19 protein-coding genes are annotated in these 26,994 nt (G+C 38.5%); 12 read left to right on the top strand and 7 right to left on the bottom strand.

Going from position 1 to position 26,994, the window contains the following annotated elements; all coding sequences use genetic code 11:
• Positions 1-8: 8 nt before the first annotated feature.
• The 12 genes from C5469_RS06655 to C5469_RS06600 all read left to right on the top strand — a co-directional run bounded on the left by C5469_RS06655 (position 9) and on the right by C5469_RS06600 (position 21,932).
• Positions 9-3,044 (top strand): hypothetical protein, encoded by a 3,036-nt coding sequence (locus tag C5469_RS06655; RefSeq protein ID WP_166304012.1) that lies wholly within the window; start codon positions 9-11, stop codon positions 3,042-3,044.
• A 95-nt stretch (positions 3,045-3,139) separates the two neighbouring features.
• Positions 3,140-4,561 (top strand): contractile injection system tape measure protein, encoded by a 1,422-nt coding sequence (locus tag C5469_RS06650; protein WP_166304010.1) that lies wholly within the window; start codon positions 3,140-3,142, stop codon positions 4,559-4,561.
• A gap of 18 nt (positions 4,562-4,579) precedes the next feature.
• A complete protein-coding gene (locus C5469_RS06645; protein ID WP_166304007.1) occupies positions 4,580-6,649 on the top strand; it encodes an ATP-binding protein in 2,070 nt (689 codons plus the stop codon).
• A 24-nt stretch (positions 6,650-6,673) separates the two neighbouring features.
• A complete protein-coding gene (locus tag C5469_RS06640) occupies positions 6,674-7,570 on the top strand; it encodes a Pvc16 family protein (RefSeq protein ID WP_166304005.1) in 897 nt (298 codons plus the stop codon).
• A 176-nt stretch (positions 7,571-7,746) separates the two neighbouring features.
• Positions 7,747-9,375 (top strand): membrane-targeted effector domain-containing toxin, encoded by a 1,629-nt coding sequence (locus tag C5469_RS06635; protein WP_166304002.1) that lies wholly within the window; start codon positions 7,747-7,749, stop codon positions 9,373-9,375.
• A 53-nt stretch (positions 9,376-9,428) separates the two neighbouring features.
• On the top strand, positions 9,429-10,343 hold the full coding sequence (locus tag C5469_RS06630) for a hypothetical protein (protein WP_166303999.1): 915 nt from the start codon (positions 9,429-9,431) through the stop codon (positions 10,341-10,343).
• Between the two features lie 290 nt (positions 10,344-10,633).
• Positions 10,634-11,584, top strand: a complete 951-nt coding sequence (locus C5469_RS06625) for a hypothetical protein (protein WP_166303997.1) — start codon at positions 10,634-10,636, stop codon at positions 11,582-11,584.
• Positions 11,585-11,678: 94 nt separating this feature from the next.
• Positions 11,679-12,653: a YopT-type cysteine protease domain-containing protein gene (locus tag C5469_RS06620; RefSeq protein ID WP_166303994.1), complete on the top strand. Its 975-nt coding sequence runs from the start codon at positions 11,679-11,681 to the stop codon at positions 12,651-12,653.
• 422 nt (positions 12,654-13,075) lie between these two features.
• Entirely contained in the window at positions 13,076-14,125 is a 1,050-nt protein-coding gene (locus tag C5469_RS06615; protein WP_166303991.1) for a carbon-nitrogen hydrolase family protein, read from the top strand.
• Between the two features lie 504 nt (positions 14,126-14,629).
• A complete protein-coding gene (locus C5469_RS06610) occupies positions 14,630-19,513 on the top strand; it encodes a putative adhesin (RefSeq protein WP_166303988.1) in 4,884 nt (1,627 codons plus the stop codon).
• Positions 19,514-20,304: 791 nt separating this feature from the next.
• Entirely contained in the window at positions 20,305-20,655 is a 351-nt protein-coding gene (locus tag C5469_RS06605; protein WP_207628801.1) for a helix-turn-helix domain-containing protein, read from the top strand.
• Positions 20,652-21,932 (top strand): type II toxin-antitoxin system HipA family toxin, encoded by a 1,281-nt coding sequence (locus tag C5469_RS06600; protein WP_166303982.1) that lies wholly within the window; start codon positions 20,652-20,654, stop codon positions 21,930-21,932. Before C5469_RS06605 ends, C5469_RS06600 begins: the two co-directional genes overlap by 4 nt.
• A 134-nt stretch (positions 21,933-22,066) precedes the next feature.
• On the opposite strand, the gene C5469_RS06595 is transcribed toward C5469_RS06600, so the two are convergent.
• From C5469_RS06595 to C5469_RS06565, 7 genes are all read right to left on the bottom strand, one after another.
• Positions 22,067-22,546 carry a nuclear transport factor 2 family protein gene (locus C5469_RS06595; RefSeq protein ID WP_166303979.1) on the bottom strand — a complete coding sequence of 160 codons (480 nt, stop codon included), beginning with the start codon at positions 22,544-22,546 and terminating at the stop codon, positions 22,067-22,069.
• A 24-nt stretch (positions 22,547-22,570) separates the two neighbouring features.
• A complete protein-coding gene (locus tag C5469_RS06590; RefSeq protein ID WP_166303977.1) occupies positions 22,571-23,176 on the bottom strand; it encodes a TetR/AcrR family transcriptional regulator in 606 nt (201 codons plus the stop codon).
• A gap of 384 nt (positions 23,177-23,560) precedes the next feature.
• A complete protein-coding gene (gene yciH, locus C5469_RS06585) occupies positions 23,561-23,887 on the bottom strand; it encodes a stress response translation initiation inhibitor YciH (protein ID WP_166303974.1) in 327 nt (108 codons plus the stop codon).
• Positions 23,887-24,624 (bottom strand): orotidine-5'-phosphate decarboxylase, encoded by a 738-nt coding sequence (pyrF, locus tag C5469_RS06580; protein ID WP_166303971.1) that lies wholly within the window; start codon positions 24,622-24,624, stop codon positions 23,887-23,889. Before pyrF ends, yciH begins: the two co-directional genes overlap by 1 nt.
• A 44-nt stretch (positions 24,625-24,668) precedes the next feature.
• The gene (gene lapB / locus C5469_RS06575) at positions 24,669-25,838 is read right to left on the bottom strand and encodes a lipopolysaccharide assembly protein LapB (RefSeq protein ID WP_166303968.1); all 1,170 of its coding nucleotides are present in this window, start codon (positions 25,836-25,838) and stop codon (positions 24,669-24,671) included.
• A gap of 6 nt (positions 25,839-25,844) precedes the next feature.
• Positions 25,845-26,144: a lipopolysaccharide assembly protein LapA domain-containing protein gene (locus C5469_RS06570; RefSeq protein ID WP_166303965.1), complete on the bottom strand. Its 300-nt coding sequence runs from the start codon at positions 26,142-26,144 to the stop codon at positions 25,845-25,847.
• Between the two features lie 530 nt (positions 26,145-26,674).
• Entirely contained in the window at positions 26,675-26,989 is a 315-nt protein-coding gene (locus C5469_RS06565; RefSeq protein ID WP_166303962.1) for a hypothetical protein, read from the bottom strand.
• Between the last annotated feature and the right edge of the window lie 5 nt (positions 26,990-26,994).

The raw sequence follows: 26,994 nt of genomic DNA, 5'->3' as shown, positions 1-26,994 counted from the left end.
ATTAACAAATGAATAATCGAGATATGCTGTTTCCCATTATTAAAGACGATATTGCCTTTGATACCTTACTTACCCAGGCAAAAACCGTTATTGAGCAACAATCCGGTCAATATTGGAATGATATGGGCGAAAATGATCCCGGAATTACTTTATTAGAAGCTTGTTGTTATGGTACATCTGATTTAGCTTACCGCCATTCATTACCTCTGAAAGATCTTCTTACACCTAAACAAGAAGAACGGGCACCCGATGACGGTATTTTCCCTAAGGAGTTTGGCCCACAAAAAATATTGACCTGTGGCCCCATCAACGAAGAGGATTATCGCCGGGCTTTATTGGATTTACATAGCAACGACGAAAGTGACGGTTATTTTTTCTTTAACGATATACAGCTTATTCGTGAACCTGAAAATCAACGCTATACCTATTGGTACGATAAAAAGAAACGTGAATACAGTTTTACCCAATCCTCAGAAACAGGATCAAGCAGCGAACAGTTAACATTGAGAGGAAATTACTGGCTTTATTTTCTCCCTGATCGGAAAACGATAGAAACGGAAGCAAATAAAAATCAAGCCCAAAAAAACCTAGAGGACTTCCTGAAAAACAACCGCAATTTGGGGGAATCTGTCAGTAAAATTATTTGGTTGGAACCTGTCGATCTGCCATTAAGGATTGATATTCAACTTGATAATGATGTCAAAGATATCGCTGACATCTTTGCCCAAATCTATATAACAACGGAACGAGCGATTGCAGAAAAACCGCTACGTTATACCACCCAAGAGATGAAAGAAATGGGTTACAGTCATGAAGAAATTTTTGATGGACCTTATTTGCATCACGGCTGGATACCAGCACTCCCTCCGGTTAAAGATTATAACGACCCTATGGTATTAAATCTAAGCCCTCTGGTTAACCAATTATTGGCAATCAAAGGTGTTCAAAGCGTTACCCGATTCACGTTAGATGATAATAATGAAAAAATTTCTAAACTACCAAATGATAATTGGTCCTGGAAAATCGATCAGGGGTGCTACCCCAGACTATGGGGCAACGATCCATTAGCATTAATTACCTCACAAGCAAGCCCAATCATTATTACCGCCAAGGGCGGAATTAAAACTACCGTAACTAAACAACAGCTAGCAGAAAAAATAATTTCAGAACCTCTGATTAATACACAACCTGAACTACTAAATTGGGGTAAACATCGTAAGGTTCTGAATTACTATCCGGTAAGCAATAAATTACCTGCTTGCTATGGATTACAAACTCATACTCAACAGCAGATACAGTTACATCAATTTATGCTGCCTTTTGAACAAGTGCTAGCTAATGGTTGCGCTGAACTCGACCTGTTACCAAAATTATTGGCATTTAAACAACGAGAAAATACTGTACGTGGTATTCAATGGCCTTTTAAAGAAAATACTGTCAGTCATAATATTCACCAAAGCATAAAATCTGACTTAATTAATAAGGTAAATAATGAGGTGAAATTTGATAACAATGATAAAAACTACGCTAAGGAATTGGTAATTCTAGATTATCTGTTGAGATATTTCGGAGCTCAATGTGCAACCCCTCTCCTACTGTCAAATTCACAACAATCAGAATTAGAGAAATCTCAAGATAAAGATTTTCTATCCACCCAGCGCGAATATTTATCTCAACAACCTGATCTAGCCTATCAGCGTAATAATATTCGTATTGATAAAGTGTCAGCACTGCAAAAACGTATCGCTGCCCGGTTAGGTCTGGGAGGAGAATGTTTTAAAGAAACACCAAAGCTGGATGAACTCCCTTTTTATTTAATTGAACATCGGCAACTCTTACCAATAAAACCTAATAAAAAATTCAATAGCAACCAAACTCCTGATAATATAGAACTTCAAGATGACCAAATTAAGATCACACAGAATAATACAGCAGGCCACCTAAAACAAGGTCAGGTTATTAATCTGGAATTTAGTGAAGACGATAATTTTAATATAGTTAGATTGATGAACCTAATGATCACTGAAGTGACAGAAAATACATTCACTATAAACGCTAATAATAGCAGCGAGTTAAAAATCAATCTGGAAAAAATAAAAAATGCATTTAAAAAACCTAATAATCTGCACTGGAAAAATAGCTCAGTGTGGATGGAAGATATAGATTATCAACTGGTTTATACCGATAAAATTCCATCAAGTGATGCAGAAAATAAACGCTGGATTACTGTCAGTGACGAAAACCACTTCCCTGCAATGATAGCAAAGGATAATGAAATCACACTAAAAATTAAGTCCGATTACGAATTTAAAGTACACATAGCAGCATCTGATAGAGGTAAAAAACGGATATTACTTAGAAAAGATGAAAATTCAAAAGATGATTTTCCACCAAAGGAAATGGCATCACGCTATTGCTGGTATTTATCAAATTACGATATAGAATATAAACTGGTTTATGCCAGTGATGTTTCACCAGACGATCCACAAAATGAACGCTGGATTACCGTAGACAGTAACAGCGATGCCCTTTTTCTGCATAATCATTTTAGTGCAGGAACCGAAATCACACTCAAAACTAATCCTGATTACGAATTTAAAGCTCATGTGGTAGAATTTGATCATATTAAGAAACATATATTAATTGAGAAAGATACAACCTCAACAGATAAATTTCCACAAGATTCATCACCTTGGTACTGGTATTTCTCTGGTGAAAAACATGCCAAAACTGACTATTTTTCATTTGTGGTCAGCGTAGTACTAAATCGCGAACTTATTGGGAGTGGCGAAGTCGATCTTTACAAACTGGAGTCCTGGGTGAAAGCTGAGATTTTAGCTGAGTTACCCGCTCATATTTCACTTGTTATTCACTGGCTGTCACCAAAGTATTTCAAGAACTTTGCCAATATCTATAAGCATTGGCAAAACAGTGGGGCTCCCTTAGGGGACACAGCATACGAAATTTTAAAAACGCTAACACTAGGAAAATTACCTTCCACTTCATCAAAAGAGGAATCTCAATTCATTGTTAAGGCAGTATAATAATAAAAAATTTTCACCGAAAATCAACGTATTGAGGTAATTATTAAATATTTATATTAATAATTATATTTATCAATCAAAAAGGAAATATAAATATGGTCTCGGAGCCAAATCTATTAAATCAGATTATCATTACTATTGACGCTAATAACACACAGGCAGCTAAAAAAGTATTGCATGGCTCCCTGCTTAATCAATCCAGTATAAACAAACTCTTTAATTCATATTTTAACCAATATGCTGTTAATCAGAATATCTACCTGGAGACACTCACCCTGAATCTTGGCGAAATAATATTAGATGATTTTAATTCACTGTTTTCTGTTCGGCTTAATGCTACTCTAAGTCAAGCATTGAGCCAATATCAGGTAAACAATCAATCTGATATTGAGAAATTTATTCATTACTTATATCGGAAAGATTCCATATTAAACCCAACAGAGGAAATAAATAATCGTGAAATTGCTGATATCTATATTAATAAATTAATTAACCAATTACCCCAGATACAAAACAATTGGACACTATTATTAGCAAAAAGCTGTTTATCCGAACATAGCCTGCAAAAACTTCTAGCTATCAGAGAACCCACTTTATTAACTGCCATTAATCGTAAATTATCTGAAAATATAAATATATCACCATACCAAGAAGAGCCTGTCTCCTCTTGGCAACTGATACTGAATGCATTAAAATATATCCAGCGGCATAATAGACAGGAAATAACTGAACCCGATGCAAAGGTCATATCACTTATTACAACTGAACTCAATGACAATGCTATTAATACAGCGCCTATTATTGCATTATTTCGCCAAGTTATCGCTAATAATTCTCCACTAAATAAGTGGCTGGAACAACTGTGGCAAACCAAGCTAATTTCACAATGCTGTAAAAAACATCTATCAATTGAAGAATACCAACATTTATCGGAACGCTTTATTGCCAAACGCGGGGATAACAATAAATCTGATAACAAATCATCCATGACTTCTGAACCGGTGTTATTACCTGAACACCCGCCTCCCCGTCAGATCAATAATGCTGGAATATTGGTTTTATGGCCGATGTTACCTACTCTATTTAACCAACTCGGCCTGTTTAAAAAACAAAAATTTATTCATCGTCAAGCTCAGTTTAGTGCTGTTGATCTGCTTGATTATCTCATTTGGGGAAACGAAGAAGCACAGACAGAACGAAAAATACTGAACCGCGTTCTGTGTGGGCTAATTGCCGATGAGGACACAGAATCAATCCCTATTGAGCCAGAAAAACAGTTGGTAACAGAACAATGGCTAGATGCGGTTATCAGTCAACTTCCTGCCTGGAAAAAATTAAGCCGCAATGATACCCGACAATTGTTTTTACAACGACCGGGGGAATTGCTGACAAATGAGCAAGAAATCAAAATCACGGTGCAACCTCAACCATTCGATGCACTGTTAAACAACTGGCCCTGGCCATTAAATATCGCCAAACTTCCCTGGCTGGATCGCCCTTTATTAATCAACTGGTAAAACATTGACAAGGTTTATATGAAAGAACATCAATATAGAATAGCCGATCTACGCTGGATTTATCCCCATCTGGAGCGTATCGATCTACTGTTACAACGTCACTATTACCAAAAGAGAAGCAGATACGATTCATTGCCAGAAAGTTTTTTACTTGAAGAAAACGAATTAGAACAACGTTTGGAAAAACCGTTAGGTATTCCTCATTGGCTAACAGAGAATATCGTCGTTGCTGATGCCGAAACAGAAGGTCATTCTGCCTCCGGTGCATTATCGCTATTGGTCACTCGTTTTAAACTCACGGAATTTGAACGTGATGCCTTATTGTTAGGTTTATTGCCGCATTTTGACAACCGTTATCATGCGCTATTTGCTGCTCTGCACGGTAACAGTAAAAAACAGTGGCCCAGTTTCGCTTTAGCGATTGAATTATTTAGTCAGCCCCAAAGTGACTGGCCATTATTTCAAAACCACTTTTTACCGCAAGCTCCATTAATCAGTAACCATTTATTACGGCTCAACAACCAAGAGGAACCCATTTGGCTACAAACGCAATTTTTAACTCACAATGCAGTCTGGTATTTTTTATCCGGTCAGCGAGTCATTTTACCTCCCTTGATATCCTGCGCTTACTGGCATACTCCAACCTCACAGACTTGGTATCCACAAACCCTTTGTCATTCATTTAAAAAGATATTGTTAAATGAAATAGATGAAGTACGCCCACTAGTGCTCCTCAAAGGAAAACAGGACAGCGCCAGAGAATTAGCAGTCAGCAATATTATGGCATCTCATAATATCAGTACCTTAATTCTCGATTTAGCCCATCTACCGGACGAAGAGAATACCAACACTAAATCTGGCCTGTTAACAGACGCAATACGGGAAGCCCAGCTACACGATGCCTGCTTATTAATCCGTAATTTTTCTTTACTTGCAGGGGAAAAGAAAATATGGCAAAGCGAATTATCTACCCTGTTAAATCAACCCAAATTACGTGTAGTCTGTCTGGTAGAACCGGGAGATTCATTCGTATGGATTCAACACTTGCCAATGGTACAAATTGAGATGCCTATAGCCACGCTGGCAGAGAAAAAATCGATGCTGATAGAAAATCTGCCAGATAATGCCGATCGTGACATTAATCTTACTCAGTTATGTCAGCGCTTTTCATTTACTCCCGAAACGTTACCGTTAATTCTTAAAGAAGCTAGTCAATATCAAATACTCCGTCAACCGGAAGGCCAATTGAAGGAGATAGATTTGCGTAAAGCATTAAGTTTCCGTGCTCAACAGAATTTCGGTAAATTAGCCCAACGGATAACACCCAAACGCAGTTTTAATGATTTAGTCATTTCAGACACATTAACTCAACAACTGAGAGAAATTATTGCCGCTATTAATTACCGTGACCAAATATTAAACGCGGGTTTTCAGGAAAAAATAGGTTATGGTACCGGTATTAGCGCCCTATTTTACGGTGAATCAGGGACCGGAAAAACGATGGCCGCAGAAGTGATTGCCGGGCATCTTGGCGTAGATCTGATTAAAGTCGATCTCTCTACCGTGGTGAACAAATATATCGGTGAAACGGAAAAAAATATTTCCCGTATTTTCGATCTAGCCGAAGCAGATTCCGGGGTGTTGTTTTTTGATGAAGCCGATGCACTGTTCGGCAAACGCAGTGAAACCAAAGACGCTCAAGACAGACATGCCAATATTGAAGTTTCTTACTTATTACAGCGATTAGAAAATTATCCGGGATTGGTGATTTTAGCTACCAACAATCGCAGCCATTTGGATAGTGCATTTAATCGCCGTTTTACCTTTATTACCCGCTTTACTTACCCCGATGAAGTATTACGCAAAGCAATGTGGCAAGCTATTTGGCCTGAACAGCTTAATTTATCAGATAAACTTGATTTTGCGCATTTGGCTAAACAGAAAAATCTAACCGGTGCTAATATCAGAAATATTGCCTTATTATCATCAATATTAGCCGCGGATGATAATGGTAATCAAATTGAAAATAAACACATAGAGCGAGCAGTGATACTTGAATTAAATAAAACTGGTCGATTGGTTTTCTAAATATTTAATAGAATTGGAGTTAATATGACAAATATCATTAATCCTAATAATGCTATTGTTGAAGTTAATAACGCATTAAATGAAATTTTATCTCAGCATTTAAATGATATTGATATCCGCTTTGATCTACCCGAAATGGATTCAACCCCATCAGACCCTACAGTCAGTGTATTTCTTTATGATATACATGAAGACCTACAATTACGCTCTGCTGAACCAAAGAGCTATAATCCTACCAATGGCTTCTTATTGTCTGGATGGGTAAATATTAGTTACAACTATTTAATTACTTATTGGCATTCATGTAAACCAGGGGGCAGCGATTGCCCTGACAGTAAGCCAGATAATCAAGCTGCACAAGTCATGACAACTATTTTAAATGCATTGGTTAACAACCGACAATTACCTAAAATTCCTGGAGCCTATACCAGAGTGATCCCACCACAAGAAAATTTAAATAGCCTAGGTAACTTTTGGCAAGCGCTTGGTAATCGCCCTCGCCTCTCTTTATTATATTCAATTACCGCACCGGTAAAACTGCAAGATATTAAAGAGACCATAAAACCCGTTAGTCAAATTTCCACTTCTGTAGATCAAAAATCAAATCTGGATAATTCGCAAATCAACCAAGCCTTATTTAGCAAATTGTGTGCCGATTTAGGTGGCACAGAAGATGTCCGCCTTGCCCTTGCAAAAGTGAATCTGACAACCAAGCCTGCTAAGGAAAATAATGAAGATCAGAATAATCAAAACGTCATTCTTGAAGTTTCTGGTATTACCCATTCGGATTATTTACCCAAAATAAAGGATATTCTTTCAAGATGGAAAAATAGCCATAGTGCTGTTGTCACGATAAATAATATAGGTATTACTGTCCCAGAAGATAAATCTGACAAACTAACAGGAGTTCAAAATCTTTAATTTATATTTATATAAAAACAACCATTTCAACACCAATTAATATTATTTCATACAATCACTTTATTTATATATTAAAATATACTTAACTTTATTTTTAAAAAATAAAATGACAATAGTCAATCCATATAGTATTTATTTCCAAACATACCTCTTACCGAAAATTAACAGGTGATAATATGGTATTTGAGCACGATAAAACCGTCGAAAGAAAAAGAAAACCGTCGATACAATTAGACAATGATAAAGAGAAATCATCTGAACAGGCACTAGAATTGCCTCAAAGTAAGCAGAATAATCCATTACTCCATAACCTCATCACCAGCAATAATTTACGTAAAGAGGCTGCTGTCTTTGCCAAACGGATTGGTCCCTCCTATCAGGGAATTCTGGATGGACTTGAGCATCTCCATAATCTGAGTGGAAATGAACAATTCACGGCAAGTTTCGAATTGCATCGACGCATTACCCGTTATCTTGAGGAACATCCTGATTCTAAACGTAATACTGCCCTAAGAAGAACACAAACACAGTTGGAAGACTTGATGTTTACCGGTGCTTTGCAGGAAGTACGCAACCCGTTGTTGGAAATGGCGGAAACCCGTCCTGCAATGGCATCACAGATCTACCAGATTGCCCGTGATGAGACCAAAGGTAATACACCTGGGCTGACCGATCTGATGGTACGCTGGGTGAAAGAAGATCCCTATCTTGCGGCCAAAACAGGCTATCAGGGAAAAATTCCCAACAATCTGCCTTTTGAACCTAAATTCCACGTGGAGCTAGGCGATCAATTTGATGACTTCAAAAAGTGGTTGGATATTGCCCAGAGTCAAGGGTTACTGACTCATACCCGGCTTGATGAACAGAATAAACAGGCCCATCTTGGCTACAGCTATAACGAGCTGCTGGATATGGCCGGAGGAGTTGAAAGCGTGAAGATGGCGGTCTATTTCCTTAAGGAAGCAGCCAAGCAAGCCGAACCAGGTTCTGCTAAATCACAAGAGACCATTTTACTTAACCGGTTTGCTAATCCTGCCTATCTGACCCAACTGGAACAAGGCAGATTGGCACAAATGGAAGCAATATATCACAGCTCGCATAACACGGATGTGGCTGCCTGGGATAAGCAATTTTCCTCAGATACACTGACGCAATTTAATCATCAACTGAATAACAGCGTGGATCTGAACAGCCAGTTGTCTCTCTTACTTAAAGATCGTCAAGGGCTACTGATCGGTGAAAATCATGGCTCAGATTTAAACGGGTTACGTTTTGTCGAAGAGCAGATGGATGTATTAAAAGCGCATGGCGTGACGGTCATTGGCCTGGAACACTTACGCTCAGATTTAACTCAACCGTTGATAGATAAATTCCTGACAAGTGGGAATGAACCCATGCCTGCTGAGCTGGCTGCAATGCTTAAGACCAAACATTTATCTACGAATTTGTTTGGACAGGCCAGAAGCAAGCAGATGAAAATCATTGCACTAGATAACAACAGCACAACTCGCCCTACCGAAGGAAAGCATGGCCTGATGTATCGTGCCGGTGCGGCTAATAATGTAGCAGTTGAGCGTTTACGACAATTACCTGCGGGAGAGAAGTTCGTTGCCATCTATGGTAATGCTCATCTGCAATCCCATGAAGGTATTGATCACTTTTTGCCCGGCATTACCCATCGTCTTGGTTTGCCAGCTCTCAAGGTAGATGAAAATAATCGTTTTACAGCTCAGGCCGACGATATCAACCAACGCAAACGTTATGATGATGTGGTTGAAGTACCCCGTATTCAATTAACATCTTAGCTACAATACAATCGCTAATATAACAAAACCAAAAAAACTTATAGGTGATAATTATGGTGTACGAATACGATAAAACCGATGATAGAAAAAGAAAATGCTCAACACAGCCAGATAATTATGGAAAAAAATCATTTTCACCCGTATTAGATTTACCCAGAAACAATCAAAATACGCCTGATATGGAAGATGAATATGAAACACCGAAGGATTTTATTAATAGAACGGGTCGAGAAAAACTATTCCGTGCAATTCGTATGATAGCCTCGGATAAACAAGATCCCATTACAAAATATCAAGTATCAGTTCCACCGGATGGTAATCTATTTACGGAACTTAAAGATAAACATTTGAATAGAGCAGATGAATATAAGAAATTAAAAGAATGGCCGACACATGCTTCAATTATAGCAACCTCTCCCAGTGCTAATATCCCTATTGCACAACATGTTTCCGGTGATAATATATTAAGCCCTTATATCTCTACAGGTGACGAACTAGGAGCCGCGCAGAATACTGTAAGAAGTTGGAATCAGGCTGGACCCGCATCAGAAAGAAGGATAAGACCAGAAAAAGATTGGTCGCCAATAATAGAGATCGACGTGAATAAGCTGCCTGATACGACTAAAATCTTCGATCTGAATAAACCGAGTAATATCTTCTTTAGTACCGAAAATAGCGACATTTCTCAAAACGCTTTTTCCGATAAAGAAGTGTTAATTTCACCAGAAATTCCAGGCCACGCTATCACACGCGTAATTAATGATCCAAAAGAGATCAAACAGATTGCTAATCTTAATCCAAGCCAATCGCCTATAGAGAAAAAAAACACCATTCCTGAAGAAAAAATAATTTTTGAAGAAAAAAAATCTGTTCCTATGCATGACAGTGACGCCGACATACCGCCATCATCATTTACCTTTCCAAAACGCAAGAAACCGAGAAATATAAGAGCTCGTACTGATAGTTGATAAAAGCAAATAACCACATTCAATAATTGGAAAATTAAAATTAATTTTCCAATTATAGTTTAAAAACACAAACACTTATTACAATGACCTCAAAACATAATAAAATCAGATTTTAGTCATTATATACCCAATGGATTTCAAGATGGATCGCGACGGCAAGGGAGCAAATCCCCGGGAACATAGATAACTCTGTGACTGGGGTGAGTGAGTGCAGCCAACAAAGAGGCAATTTGAAAGATAACGGGTATAAATCCGAATAACTAACAGATAGCTAATATAAAGGTGATAATATGGAACGTGAATATAATGAGAAAGAAAAACAGAGAAAGTCAGCCATTAAGTTTAATGATGCCATTGGAAATAATGAGAAAAATATGGATATGACTAGCCCATTGGAATTGACTCCTAAAATAACCCATTATAACCAAGAAAATGGTGACCTATTTTATGGTCTTGCCGCTAAAAGGGGACGCTATATAAGAAGCGCTAATCCTGATTTTGATTCAAAAGATGCTAATAGTGTTCCAATGATTATAGATGTTTATAATAATAGTATTTCTAAGAATGTTTGGGATAGGCATTCAGGGAAAAATCCAGACGATAATAATAAAAAATTAGAAAAATTATTTGATGATCCAAAAAAATATTCCAGAAATATTAAGGTATCAAAGAAATTACAGAATGACGTTATTTCAGATGAAAGGGGATGGTATCCTCTATGGAATGATTATTTTAATACTGGAAAGGAAAATCCTAAATTTAGTCTTTCTAAGATATATGAAAAAACAGCCAGTAAGTATGATTCTGATTACTATCACTCATGGGCTCTTTCCTCATTAGCACCTAAATTGCTTTGGAAAAGAGGCAGCAAATTAGGTATAGAAATGGCCGCCAAGAATGGAAAAACAAAGATACATTTTGTTCTTGATGGTCTGAATATCGAACAAGTTGTTAATAAAACAAAAGGTTCTGATTCTTTTGAAGCCGGCCCCGGTGAGTCAATTACCGCTTCTGAATTACGTTATGCTTATCGAAATAGAGAAAGGCTCGGAGATAGAGTTCATTTTTACAAGGACGATAAAGAAACTATTGCACCGTGGGATGAAGATCCAGAGCTATGGCAGAATTATGCTCCTAAGAGTAATAAAAGAAACGTAGCTACTCAAAGAAATAGTGAAAGACTATCTAGATTAAATACATTCTTCGGGAGAATATTTTCTTCTTCAAAGAAAAGAAGCTGATTATATTTTCTGAGATTTTTATATGAGAATTATAATTATTTATAAAAAAGTAAATTTAAATTATTAGCAAAGAATTAACTTAAAGGTAATATATATGGAACACGAATACAGTAAAAAAGAAAAACAAAAAAAATGCCCAATACAACTAAGGGATTCTATTGAACATGATCAGGAGGATATAAATACCACGACTCCATTGGAACTTAATTCTCAAAACACTAACAGAAAAAGGCCCGGGCTACGTGAGCGTTTCTCAGACACTTTGCAACGCAACCTGCCAGGCCATTCTATGCTCGATCGTGAGCTAACTACCGATGGCAAAAAAAACCAAGAAAGTCGATTTTCTCCCGGCATGATAATGGACAGAATGATGCATTTCGGGGTCAGAACCAGATTAGGCAAAGTTCGAAATTCTGCAAGTAAGTACGGTGGTCAAGTCACCTTCAAATTTGCCCAAACCAAAGGTACCTTCCTGGACCAAATCATGAAACACAAAGACACCTCAGGCGGCGTCTGTGAGTCTATATCTGCTCACTGGATAAGCGCCCATGCCAAAGATGAAAACCTCTTTGACCAACTCTATGTCGGGGGCCAAAAAGGAAAATTTCATATCGACACTTTATTTTCCATTAAGCAATTACAGATGGATGGCTATCTGGATGATGAACAAAGTACAATGACCGAGTACTGGCTTGGTACACAAGGCATTCAACCAAGCATGCAAGAAAACGACGACATGGGCGAACACTCATCCAAGATAATGGGTCAAACCGGTGCCAGAGGTACAAAAGACCTATTACACGCTATTCTGGATACAGGTGATAAAGGATCAGGCTACAAGAAGATCAGTTTTCTCGGAAAAATGGCTGGACATACTGTAGCTGCCTATGTAGATGACCAGAAAGGTGTCATTTTTTTCGATCCCAACTTCGGCGAGTTCAGCTTCCCGAACACAACTTCATTTTCTCACTGGTTCACTGACGATTTCTGGCCAAAATCCTGGTACAACCTAGAAATCGGTCTGGGACAACAATTTGAAGTCTTCAACTACGAACCTAAAGAACCATAAAGCTGATCGGTTGATTATCAGGCCCCCTGAATGGACCAGAACTCAGAAAGCAAGAACGAATCTCCATTAATCAAACATAAAAATAGTACTTTATAAAAAAATCTCTGGCAAATATTGTCAGGGATTTTCCTGATTTCAATGAGCATAAAAACATCATTACAATCCCGATTCAGTTCGATATGTGATCGACATCAAACCAACATTAACAGATCGATACGTTAAACTTCATATATAAATAAGTTTTTTATATGAATAAATGACAATTATTACACAGAAAAATAGCATAATATAAAACAAAGGTATTTTTTGCTAAAAAAATGTGGCCACAGTTATATATTCTAAAATAAAGCGCAAATCCTATACTATTTGGTTTAAAATCCACATTATGATAGTTGTCCCTATACCAAAGAGAAAAACTAATCATGTCAACAAATACAACATATCGTGTCGCCGCCGTTCAAGCGGCACCTGTTTTTCTTGATCTTGAAGCTACCGTTGCAAAAACTATCACATTAATTGAATCAGCAGCCAATAATGGTGCTAAGTTGATTGCTTTCTCTGAAACCTGGATACCGGGCTATCCGTGGTTTATCTGGTTGGATTCCCCTCTCTGGAGCATGCAATTCCTTAAACAGTATCACAACAATTCATTGGTTATAGATAGCAAGCAATACCAACGCATTGAACAGGCAGCAGCAGATAATAATATTATGGTGGTACTTGGTTTCAGTGAAAGAGATAAAGGCAGTCTTTACATGTCTCAATCTATCATCGATCAGACTGGTAACACATTGTTAACAAGAAGAAAATTAAAGCCTACTCATGTAGAAAGAACAATTTTTGGGGAGGGTGATGGCAGCGATCTGAGCATTGTTGAGACGCCTCTTGGTAAGGTTGGCGCTCTAAATTGCTGGGAACATATTCAACCTTTATCAAAATACGCTATGTTTGCTCAGGATGAACAAGTACATGTTGGTGCCTGGCCAAGCTTTTCAATTTATAAAGGGAAAGTTCATGGCCTGACAGGAGAAATGAATACCGCTGTCAGTAGTGTATATGCACTGGAAGGCCAATGTTTCTTCATTGGTGCCTGCGCTCTGGTTTCTCAAGAAATGATTGATATGATATGCCAAACCGAAGAACATAAAGCTCTATTAGAGACAGGTGGAGGTTATGCCTGTATTTACGGACCAGATGGTAAACAGATTGCCAAACCATTACCCCCTAATGAAGAAGGGTTATTGTATGCAGATATCGATCTCAGTGCGATTACCTTAGCAAAAGGGGTTGCAGACCCCGTCGGACATTATTCACGACCAGATGTCACCTGCCTGCTCTTAGATAAAACCCAACATCAACCTGTTATTATGAAACAAGACTATTGCTGTAGTAGCGAAACTGGCGCCGAAAAAGAGAATATTAGAGGAAACTCAGAAAAAGAATCTGATACCATTAATACCAACACTAAATAGAAAAGCATAAAGTAATCTTATAAATTCATTTTCAATTGCGCAGTCGTGATTTAATTGTGTTATTCCCTGAATACACGGCTGCGTCACACATCGCTCATCCTTTACTTAATCCTTCACCCCTTCTTTCAGTAAGAACATCCCCCGTTATTTATTTAAAAATATTTATCATTTATCCTGTTTACAGCTTATCACAGGGAGCCTTCACCAAATATTCCTATCACCCAGGAATACCTTTCCATTCCCTTTCTCAACGGCTGTACTGATTTGCTGCCATCCGTATATAAAAAACAATAGATAAACATTTATATATAATTGGACTAATTAATAGTTTTATAATGTTATTAATTGATATTTGATATTACATCAGTTTTATTATAATTACTCTGCCTTACGATTATGATGAGAAATTACAACATAATATGTTGGCATGAATAGCAAACTCTGTGAATCAGTTTAATACTGATAGCTATATAAATAATAAAATTAATCAACCTGGAGGATTATATGTCAAATTCTGAATACGATATCGCAAATAAAAACAATGCTTATCAGGAAAAAGAAAAGGAATATACTGTAGTCAATGGGAAATATTGGCAATATGAGCAAAAAGGAAACAAAAATAACAATAAGGTTTTTGTTTCCTTAATGAAAGACAATCAAAATGACCCAATCTGGATAACCTCTGACATTAAAGAAACGAGTCTATATATAATAGAAAGCTTATTTTCTTATCACAAATTTTCATCCGAATTACAACATACTTTGAAAAAAGCAGTGAACGCTGTTTTCAATGAGTATTCTGAAATAAAACACTCTGAGTTACTGCATAACATTAATAATATATTCAACCTATTTTTTATAAAAAATTATAATACAAGCGATATCGATGCAGCAATAAATATTTTAACAGCAAAAATAGAAATTTATGACAAACTGGAAAAAATCAATCAAGATAAAATAGATTCAAATAATACTAAAGTGGATATATGGGAGGAGCTAGGTATCAATGCCGAAGAGCCTTTACTGAAAATATATCGCGAAGCATTCTCTACAGGCGATATTGATGATGAGATCTATTCAGATGCATTACTAACTTTTATGTCAGATGGCAATATAGAGTTAAGTGATAAAGAGAAATCAGATTATAACCAACGAATTAATGATAAAGCAAATCTTTTCAAATCCTATAAAAAAGGAATTAAAAAAATAACGGACTTAATTACCTCAAACAATATTAATCCAGGTATACCCATTATTCATCCGGAGACAAATCAAACTATTAACATTGGCGATGACATACTATTAGCCCAATTAGCTAAAGAAGAGATAGCAATAAAAAAACAAAACCGGGGCGAATATAATCAGAAAGATATCTTTGACCTGCAAACACTACAAGCTGCTAAATATCATTTATTAGTCTTATCTTCGTTAGGTGCTCTACTCTATCAAATTGCCCCTAAAGTCGGAAAAATGACTAAAGGTCATGGTGATTATCGCGATGTTATTTTCGCCCAAAATCAGGCTAAGTTATTATTTAAAAAAAATAATATTCAATATGATACTGATCATGTTCTTACCCAGGAATCAAAACATATTGATATGGAAGGCTGTATTATTTTAACAGCAGCAATCATTTATCGAATGAGAAAAGAAAATGCTAATGTGGAACAGGCACTTAATTACTCCACATTAGAAACAATAAAATTATTTGAAAATGACAAGATAAAACTTACCCCTTTCAATAAAAAAAATGTAAAGCCGGCAGGGTACTTTTCTTTTATCGATTTCAAAAAGAGAGATAAATTTGACTCACAATACAATTTTAATGAGCAATTTAATGTTTATAAAAACCAATACAGTCATTACGAATCCATTTCACTCAGTAAATTAATACTCTCATCTCCGGCTGCAAAATTAACTGTCGAAGAGATTATTAACCCACCAGAAGAAGCTTTTCTCTATTCAGTCGAACAGGGTATGGGAAATGTCGCCATGATAAAAATGTATCAGGGTAATTGGTTGGTTATTTCAACGATCCAAGGCGGTGTGAAAGCAAAAAAATATTCCCAGCAACAAGTTGATAGCAATCCGACCTTACGTGCCATGTCTAAGCCCAATGCATTATTTTTCATTGAAAGAAAAATTGAGATAGGCATGGGAATATTAATGCCAAATATGATGGTCAACACCGGAAAAAGACTTTTCCCAACGGGTTATGAACGAGCCCAAACCTTGAGCGGCTTCGCAGAAACAAGCAGATATAAATATTCTTACGATACATTTTGGAATGATTATTATGGTATAACTTCAGGAATGAATGTAAGAATTAGTTTCACTGGTTCACCTAAATTTAATTTTTATAAAGAAGAGAACTTACTTTCTGTTACGGCAACGGTAATACAACAAGGTTTAAACGATATTGCAATAAAAAGTAAACAGGCGCTGGATATTACCTCTGGGTGGCATATAGCAGCAACCATTCTTATTCCTTTCTATAATGTTATCTATAAATCAACGACCGATAGTGAATATAAATTAACGGGAGAAGATATTGGTTCCATTGTCTTTGATACAGCAAATGTGCTTTTGGTTGTTGCTACCCTGGGTATGTCATTGACTGAATCAATGGCCGCAAAAGTAACACAAACTACATTGCGCCTCAGACAAGCTGGTCTGACCGGGAGAGCTTTAATTACAGCGGTTGTCAGGACACTACCAGAGCATGGAATCATAACCTTACGTCAATCCTCTGGAATTATACTCGGTGGGTTAATTGATTTAATCGAACCTTTACCTATCAGATCAACACTAACCTTAACTTATCGGGGAGTGATCAGCGCAGTCGGTGCAATGAGAAATAGCATTAAACTTGAGAAAAGTTTCGTTGATATTTTCGGAAAAAGTACCAGAGGATTAGGTAAACTTAAAAATGAATGGCAAGTCAGAAATATTTCACTCGATAGGATGGTACCTCATACAAATGAAGGAATATATAAAGGGATTTATTCAATACGCCCTGCTAATGTAGAAGCAGCGGTTAAACAGAACTACTATATAAAGGAATCTGGTACTAACTATCAAGTTAAATGGGATGATGCAAATCATACCTGGCGTGTCGTCAACCCGGCTTACCCCAAACAATTTAGTTACTGGCCTGCGGTTAAATTAGATAAAAATGGACATTGGATTACTCATGCCGATGTATCTAATAAATTTCTTATTCTGGAGCAAAGTAAAAAAATAGATCAGGAACTTGAAGCAGCATACAGTAATATTAATAACGATAATATATTGGATGCATTTATTCATATCAACACCGCATTCAAAGATTGTGAAAGATATGATATTGATAAACTATCAGATATTACTGACACATTAACCCATTTCTTCGAAAAATCACTAAAACTTGGAGATAAGACAGCTCTACTCAGCACAGAAATAGTAGATATCCAACAGACCTGGATACGTGAAATCATCTTACCATTGCAAAACAACCTGAATATTTCGGTTGAAAAAATTAATGCAATAAAAACAGAACTTCCCTATTTATTGAGAAAATCCTTTCCCTTTGATAACGAATCAGTGGTAAATAAAATTGCGTTTTCTATCGAGGAAATACCTACCACACTGATGCCAAAATATAGTTCAGGTAATATCTCAAAAACGGTACGATATACATCGTTAGAGAGTAACCATGTAGATATTCCTCCTGTCGGGATCACAATAACAGGTAATAATATATTCATCAATCAGGTCACTCGTATACTCAATGAAATAGAGGAGATACCATCCGGAAATATTATTATTCAAGAGATTGAGAAACAAGGTATAAATATCCAGCCACCTACCATGAGTGCCATTGTACGCGAAAAAGATGGGCAATTTTATGCCAAAAACAGCGCCGGCAGCAGTATCACATTTGATCCAGATAACCATCTGATTGGCATGGAAGAAAAGATTACCGAGGAACCTTGGCGTTCTCGTGAACCCGCGATTGCTTTATATCATGAGATGCTACATATCTATTATAATCGTTACCCAACATGGTTTACTTCTATCGATAATAAAATGATTGATAAGAAAATCAGTGGTGGTTTTTCTGCACTAGAAGAATCACGTATTGTGGGAACAAGATATTACGTCAATGATGAAAATACGTTATTCGATTTCAGTAATTCTGATTATTTATTGGAGAATAATTCAGCCCTGTTAACGGAAAATAGATTCAGAGCAGAATATGCCATATTTAAAGGAAAAAGTGAGTATATTATCCGACCTTATTCTGGCAAGGGCGATAGTCAAATTCCGCTGACAAATATCAAAATAAACATAAATGAATCACACCGAAATGTCATGGGCGTGGGTGATGGAAAACCTGAAAAAATGCCCGATGAGTCGGCAACCGATTACCGAAACAGAGTGAGAGAATGGAGGAAAGGCAATAAGAAACCAGAAACAGATATTGGAACGGGCGATATTAGAAAAACAAAAGCGGAAACCAGGATTAAACTTTTGAAAGAAAGTCATCCTCAATTTGAACCACAAAAAATTGAGCTTGGGGGTGCATTCCAATTATGGACGGTACCGAATGAACCTGCGAATAAATTGATGCTGAGTTCACACGGATATTTTTTCTCTGATAGTGCAGCGACAAAAGTCCCCGCAGGAAAAACGATCCAGTTTCTTGGTCCTCACGACAAGACATTATTGGAAGCACCGGAAAATCCATTGAATTCTCCCTTTGATGTTACATTGGGTAATAGCGGCTTGACTGTACAACCTTATGCAACAATTAAAGCAGGCAACACAGCAAGTCTGGCTAATGTAAAAATAGGTGACAAAACTTTTACCGTAAACGATATTCAAAATATGACTGCCAATGATGTTGAAAACTATCTACTTGCTACCGGAGTAGAAGCTAATAGCTCAAATCATGGCAGGGTAAGAAATTATGGTATTAAATATTACGAAAGAATGCCTGATGAAGAAGTTAAGGCGGCAATATGGAAAAACAGAGCAGACGATACGGCAATCAATAAATATGATGCACTGGTGGTTAGCCCTGAAGCAGGAAACCGTAAAAAATTGTCCGATATTTTTGCTCTGATGAAAACAGACGAAAGGATGTCAAAGTACGACGAAATAACCTTTGTTGCTTGTCGTGAAGAATTGAACAGAATAAACATGAAATCAGTTCATGATACCGGCCTTGGCGGCGGTTATGAACCCAAGCTGGAACCAACTGTCATTCTTTCACGTCGGCGACGGGAAGCGACATTCACCCCCGATGGAGCAGTAATCTATTCGGTTATTGCGGTAAATCTGCATCATAATTTCATAACAGAAAAAATCGTCGGCATAGCCCCTTTCCTGTTTATAGATAATTAAAAGGTCTTTTTGTATTACTTGAAACACTAAATTGAGGCGAGGAATGTTTTCTCGCCTTATTTATTTTAAACTGTACTAGAATCCAGCCTCACTCCTCGCGCCGTGAGGAGTAAGAAAAAGCATCCTACGATTTTGATATCTTATTTAGCCTGCTACGTAGATCTGCGGGGGCAATATAAGGTATCTTCCTTGTTTATCAACAATACTATATTCACTGAGGTATTCCCCGAATTTAACAAAATCTAAATTTGAGAAATCAAGTCTAGGTAATTGTTCTACAGGATGTTTTGCCACATTACCTCACATTTCAAAACTTGATGTATAGGTAAGTATGACAATAAATCCTTAAGGAGATCAACACGAATAAACCCGATTCATGAACTGTTTGAAACGGAGGCAGTGAAAATGAAGTCCAGGGATTTATTGAGATTAAAGAGTTCTCAATCTCAGAGGCTACCCTCTTTAAGAGAGGCGATTAAAAAACGATCGGCGCGTTTAACGTACCAACCAGTAGCCGAGTCCCCCATTTGGCTCGTCACTCAGAAAATTTTTTTGCTCAGTTCCGATCGGCTGAAAATTTAGCTGATGAACCTACCAGCAGGCTGGTATATCGCTGATATTTCTTCAATAAAGGACTCATATAAAACTTTAAAGTATCTTAAATATCTTTATAAGCTTCAAATAGAACTATTAAACCATTCTCCTTTCATATCAAATTTTGGTAAAATAAGAGATATGATAAAATCTCTTAACCATAAAATTTAAACTTAAGAGGTGTATTTGTGGCTCTAATGCTTTATACCGAATCGGAGTTGCTAGAAGAACTTGGGCACCGCCTCCGGGAACATCGGCTGCGGCGTAACATGCTCCAAACAGAACTAGCGCTCCGAAGCGGTATTTCCGTCTCAGCGCTCAAAAAACTTGAAGGCAGCGGGCGGGGTACGCTTGAAAATTTCATGAAGGTCGTCTTTGCTCTGCGGCTGGAGAATGAAGTGAAGTCCCTGTTTATGCCACAACAGATCAGCATTGCACAGCTCGAAGCCATGAAGGTACCGGTTCGCCAGCGCGCTCGAACCCAACGTTCGTCTCGGAAACTCTCCGGCAATGGCCGCGCTCATCAATCAGGGGACTCAAAAAAATGACGACGCGAAACTTTCAATACCGGTCACTGGACCGACTACAGGTGATCTACAACGGTCATGGAGAACAGTGGGTATTGGGTCATCTGGCCGAAAGTACCGTGCATTCCCGCTATTTATTTGAGTACACCCACAAAGCTCTTGATAGCGGCATCGAATTCTCGCCTCTGCAACTACCGCTTTCCACTAATACTTACGCGAATTTTGAACACTTTCAGGACTGGCTCCCTGGCTTCATTGCAGATTCCCTGCCGGATGGATGGGGACGGCTGCTTATGGACCGGTTCCTTCGCCGTAATCATGTCGATCCTGGGCGAATTTCCGTTCTGGAACGTCTTGCATTGCTAGGCGATAACACGATGGGAGCTCTGACCTATCAACCGGCTCTACCTTTACCAGACGACCAGGAAGACAAATATAGTATTCTGAACTTGACCGGGCTGGCCAAGCAAATCCGTAAGGAAGTCACTGGTCAGGACTCGGAAGCACTGCGTGAACTTTTCCTGCTTGGCGGCTCGCCTCACGGAGCCAGACCAAAAGCACAAGTAGAATATAATCCCTCCACCGGCCAAATGAAAACGACGGCGTTCCCAGGGAGTGAGCCTTGGTTGGTCAAATTCCCCGCAGCAGAGGAAAATCCTTGGGTCTGTGCCCTTGAAGAAGCGTATGCCTGTACTGCCAGAATGGCGGGCATTAATTTCCCCACAAGTCGCTATTTCCGCCTTGAAGGAGGACTAGCCGCATTCGGTGTCCAGCGATTTGATCGCGAGAATGGAATGCGAATGCCAGTACTGAGTATGGCCGGCGCCCTACATGCCGACTTTCGATTACCCTGTATGGATTACATAGATATCTTACGGGCGACTGGCTCCATCACGCGCTCTGTTGTTGAGCGGGAAATCCAAGCCCGGCGTATGGTGTTCAACGTGTTGATGCATAATCGTGATGATCATGTGAAGAATTTCTCCTTCATTTTGAATGAAAGCAATGAGTGGGTAGTGTCCCCCGCCTATGATTTGACCTTTGCGGACGGCCCCGGCGGACAACATCAAACCTCGGTGACCGGCCACGGAACGGATATCACCCGCACCATGTTGTTGAAGGTTGCCGATAATGCAGTCATCTCACCGGCCAGAATGAACAGCATTATTGATGAAGTAGCGGATATCGCCGCCAATTTCGCTCATACTGCACGGAATGTAACTGATGATATTCCCGCTGACGAACTTCATCAGGTCACGGACTGCATTAACCGAAATCTGTCCTGCCTCAAACGATAGATTCAGGGTACGAACCTTATTAGATTCTTCTGTTAATCAGAATCCGACGGCAGAGAGTACCGCACATCGGCAGTGTCCTTGCCGTCGCCTGAAAAGAGTGGCCGCCAAACCTACGGTTTTATACGACGATTAAATCACAACCCTAATTCAGATAATCCGGGATGATCGTCAGGGCGACGTCCTAAAGGCCAATGAAATTTTCGTTCAGACTCTTTTATTGGAAGATCGTTAATACAAGCATAGCGGTTGTACATCAAACCATCTTCATTAAATTCCCAGTTCTCATTACCATATGAGCGAAACCAATTGCCGGAACCATCACACCATTCATAAGCATAACGAACCGCTATTCTATTATCAGTAAAAGCCCACAGCTCTTTGATCAGTCGATATTCATGCTCTTTTTCCCATTTTCTGGTTAAAAATTCTTGAGCCTCCTTACGGCTATGAACGAATTCAGAACGATTACGCCAATGGGTATCCAATGAATAAGCCAATGATACCTTCTCAGGGTCGCGGCTATTCCAGCCATCTTCAGCCAAACGAATTTTTTGAATAGCGGTTTCCCGGGTAAATGGTGGTACCGGTTGGCGAATTTCTTTTATATCAGACATGTTATCTCCTCATTAAATTTTCCATTAATTCACATTGCATTCATTTAATAATACTTTCGCAATATTCATCGCATCTAAAACACAATTCTTATCACTCATTACATGAGCCATGGTAATCGCACCTTCTATCAAAAGTAGAAATTTCCTCGCTAAATCTACCGCTAAATCTGGCGATATTTCTTCACAAATAGAGAGAACATAAGTAAAAACTTTATCTTTATGCTCCTTAGCAATTATTCTCACCGGATCATCAGGATTAAGGCGTTCACCAGATGTATTGATAAATGCACATCCTCTAAAATCATCACTTTCGAACCATGTTTGTAATACCAGAAAAATATTTAATAATTTTTCTTCAGGCGTTTTATATTCGGCGATTGATGAGGTAAACCACCGCATCCAACGCTCATCTCGCCGGCGAAGAACCTCTTCAACCAACCCATCTTTCGTACCAAAATAACGATAAATTGTCTTACGTGAAGAACCTGTGGTGCGCGTTATAAGATCAATACCTGTAGCAGCAATCCCCCTTGTGTAAATCAATGCCTCTACAGCATCCAACATGTTTTCCCTGATGTTGGGCACCTGCTCACCTTCCATGCCTTTTAGGGTAGAACGATCGTTCTCCATAGTCAACCTCTTTACTAAAAAAATAGATTTAAATTGTTATCTCTATGATTTAAAAAGTAATTATAATACTTATTACCTTTTTCATCAAAGGTACTCATTTCCACATAAGAACGACATTAAATAAAGAGAAATCAAAGAATAATATTAATTTTCTTATTGCCGTTTCTTACTAAGATATATCAATAAAAAAATAGAATTATTTTTTAAGCATAGGTAAATAATATCATTAAATTATTTTCATGGAAATTTATAATAATTTATCTCATCTCTTTATTGTAAATAATTTTTAATTTAAATATTTGGTAATATTATTAATTAATATCTTAAAACGCTATCAATAATCAGACTGGGAAATAAAATGAAGGGCGAATACCCGCCCTTCTGTCAGCCACCAGCCAATTTAACTGTCATACCTTTGGCTTCAAGTAATTGTTTTAATAAGTCTCTTTTATCGCCTTGAATTTCTATTTCGCCATCCTTTACTGAACCACCACAACCACATTTTTTCTTTAATTCAGCCGCCAGTTTTCTTAGTGCCTGATCATCAACATCAATCCCAGTAATTACGCAGACCCCCTTTCCTTTACGACCACTGGTTTGGCGCTGAATACGGACAATACCATCACCTTTTGGGCGCTGAGGTTTAACGGCTTCTTCCTGAATACGGCCTCCGTCCGTGGAATAGACCAAGCGCGAATTATTATCTTGCATTAACAAGCTCCTGCAATAGATTGATTAATCTGACGCAATGCTGCCGCAGGATCAGCTGCACGAGTAATCGGGCGCCCGATCACCATATAATCAACCCCAGACAATACCGCTTGTTCTGGGGTCATGATACGGCGCTGATCACCCGCATCACTGCCTGCCGGACGAATTCCCGGAGTGACTAATTGGAAATCCTGACCGCAAACCTTTTTCAATTGTTGAGCTTCATGAGCAGAACACACTACCCCATTCAGCCCACATTCCTGAGTCAGTTTTGCCAATCTTTCAGCCTGTTGCGCTGGCGTAATATTCATACCAATGTCTTGCAGATCCGATTGTTCCATGCTGGTTAATACAGTGACGGCAATTAATAACGGAGCATCACTACCATAAGGTAGCAGCGCTTCTTTCGCAGCAGTCATCATTCTGGCCCCACCACTGGCATGTACATTGACCATCCAAACCCCCATTTCAGCCGCCACCGCCACCGCTCTGGCTGTAGTATTAGGAATATCATGGAATTTTAAGTCCAGAAATACTTCAAAACCACGTTGGTGTAGTGATTTAACAAACTGAGGACCATTAAGGGTAAACATCTCTTTACCCACTTTCAAACGGCAATCCTGCGGATCAATTTTGTCGGCAAACGCCAGTGCAGAATCTTGATTGTCGTAATCTAAAGCCACAATTACAGGCGAGTTAATCTGTTTACCGAATGATGTTAAGGTATGCGATGTCATTTTTTAACCTTTTTGACCAACAAAGAAATATTACTGTGACACTGTCACTGACCATCCAATCCACGAATAGGTTTAATAGAATCCCATAAACGACATGATGGGCAGTGCCAATAAAGTGAATGAGAAGTAAAGCCGCATTTATGGCAACGATAATCGGGCTTGGTACGAATTTGTTCACCAACCATGTCCCGCAGCAAAATAATACTTTCTTTCGCTCGGCCCTCTTCTGCTTCAGCCAGATGGTAATCCATCAGACGACAAAATAAGCGCATGGTCGGATGGCGTTTCAGTTGATGGTTGATATAGATTTGCGCGACTTCATGCCCTTCTTTCTGCTCAATAATATCAGCCAACAGAAGTTCAGCCGTTGCACCACTATTCTCTTCCACACAACGTTTCAGGAAATTTTCCCATTCATCATTCTGATTCAGGTGCTGATAGCACTCCTGGAGCATGGGCAATGATTCACTGACGAGCTCTTTATCCTGCTCAAGAACAGATTTCAAAGAATCTGCCGCTTTGGTGTATTCCTGCCGGGCCATAAACAGACGTCCCAGCATAATAGAAACTCTGGCGCAATTTTTATCGGCCTGAACAGCTTTATTGAGATAATCAATTGCTTCATCAAGATCATCACCGCTCATTTCTTGCAAAGCCAGCTCACAATAAAAATGGGCAATTTTTTGCCGTAACTCATGTTTACCGGATTTAACTAATCTTTCAGCAACATCAATCGCTTTTTTCCAATCACTGGTTGCCTGATAAATAACTAGAAGCGATTGAAAAGCATTTTGCCGAAATTCTTTTTCATCCACCAACTGAGAAAACATATTTTCAGCGCGATCATATAAACCCGCTGACATATAATCACGACCTAGTTGTTGAACTGCGAGTAGACGCTGCTCAAACGTCAGAGAAGCACTTTCTATAAGCGATTGGTGAATACGGATAGCCCGCTCTACTTCCCCTCTGGAACGGAACAGATTCCCCAAAGTCAGGTGAGCTTCAAAAGCGGAACTGTCCTCTTTTAGCATTTCAAGGAACAGATCCACGGCTTTATCCTGCTGGTTTGAAAGGAGAAAGTTAACCCCGGCTACATACTCCCGTGACAAACGATCAGCATTTTGTTGCTTATCCTGTTGAGCACTTCTGCGCCCCATATACCAACCATAAGCAGCGGCCACGGGAAGCAACAGAAACAGCAGCTCTAACATAGGAGTTTATTCCCTGTTAAGTATAGGTGATGAATGAACAACTGGAAGCTCCAGTTGTGCTTCCAATCTCTTAATCTTGCGTTCTGCTCTTCCTAATGACAAACGAACACGAAGATAGAATAATCCACAGATAACCCAGCCTAACACTAAACCACTCGCAAACAATACGGCCAAAAGTGTAGATACCGAGTAATCCCCTTTAGCAATCAGATAGTTAAAAGTAACAACCTGATCATTATTTGATCCAAGGGTCACAGAGATGACAAAGATCACCAATACCAGTAATAAAATCAGAAAATATTTCACATTTTTTCCTGTTATCTATCGTTGCTTGGGTATTATGCCAAATAACCGGCATAACGACTCGTTAAATTAGCATTTCCAGTCTGGACAAAGGAAGCAATTTATTACGATAAATGCTCCTTTCAGCGCTTTCTTAATGTCTTCTCATTAACTTAGTGTAAATAGGAAGCAATTACATATTAAAACCTTATTTGAAGTGAGGACGTTTATACCCTTCATCTTTCAAGTTGCTACTTTGTTGGCTGCTTTCACTTACCCCAGTCACATCGTTATCTATGCTCCCGAGGATGCGTTCACTTGCCGCCGCGCTGCATCTTGAAATCCATAAGGTATATGTCCCGAAGGAAATGCATACCCCGTTTCATTTTTCCAGTGAATGAGTTGCCAGTGAGAAATACGATGATCGGTTCTCAGATATTGTTTCAGTAACTTAGCTCGCTGTTTTCTCTGATGCTGATAAAACTCACTTGTTGGTACTTGATAATTTTTTGCTAACCAGACGACATAGGGGCGAGGCTCCTTAACCGTATTTTTTAATTAATATCTTTATTCTCTGTCCCACTAAAAGCTCCCCTACAACAACCGCAACCAATATTATTCCCTGTTTGGCCGGAGTACGGGATAATAATAACCAGAAAATAAAAAATAGAGAAATCAGATAACCCCCATGGCTCAGCAAAGGTATCCGTTATCCAATACAGTATTTCAAGCCACAAGCTCCCCCCATCGGTTGCCATTGCCACCCTTCTACCAACACCGCTACAGATGGCAGCAATAAAATCAATGTTACTACAACAATAGGCTTGATGAATTGATTCATGTCTGATACGAAATACTTTTATGTACATTTTAG

The sequence above is a fragment of the Photorhabdus cinerea genome (genome assembly GCF_011189575.1).
Classification (GTDB): Bacteria; Pseudomonadota; Gammaproteobacteria; order Enterobacterales; family Enterobacteriaceae; genus Photorhabdus; species Photorhabdus cinerea.
Note: the sequence above shows the minus strand (reverse complement) of the source record. Positions and strands in the feature narration are given on the sequence as shown.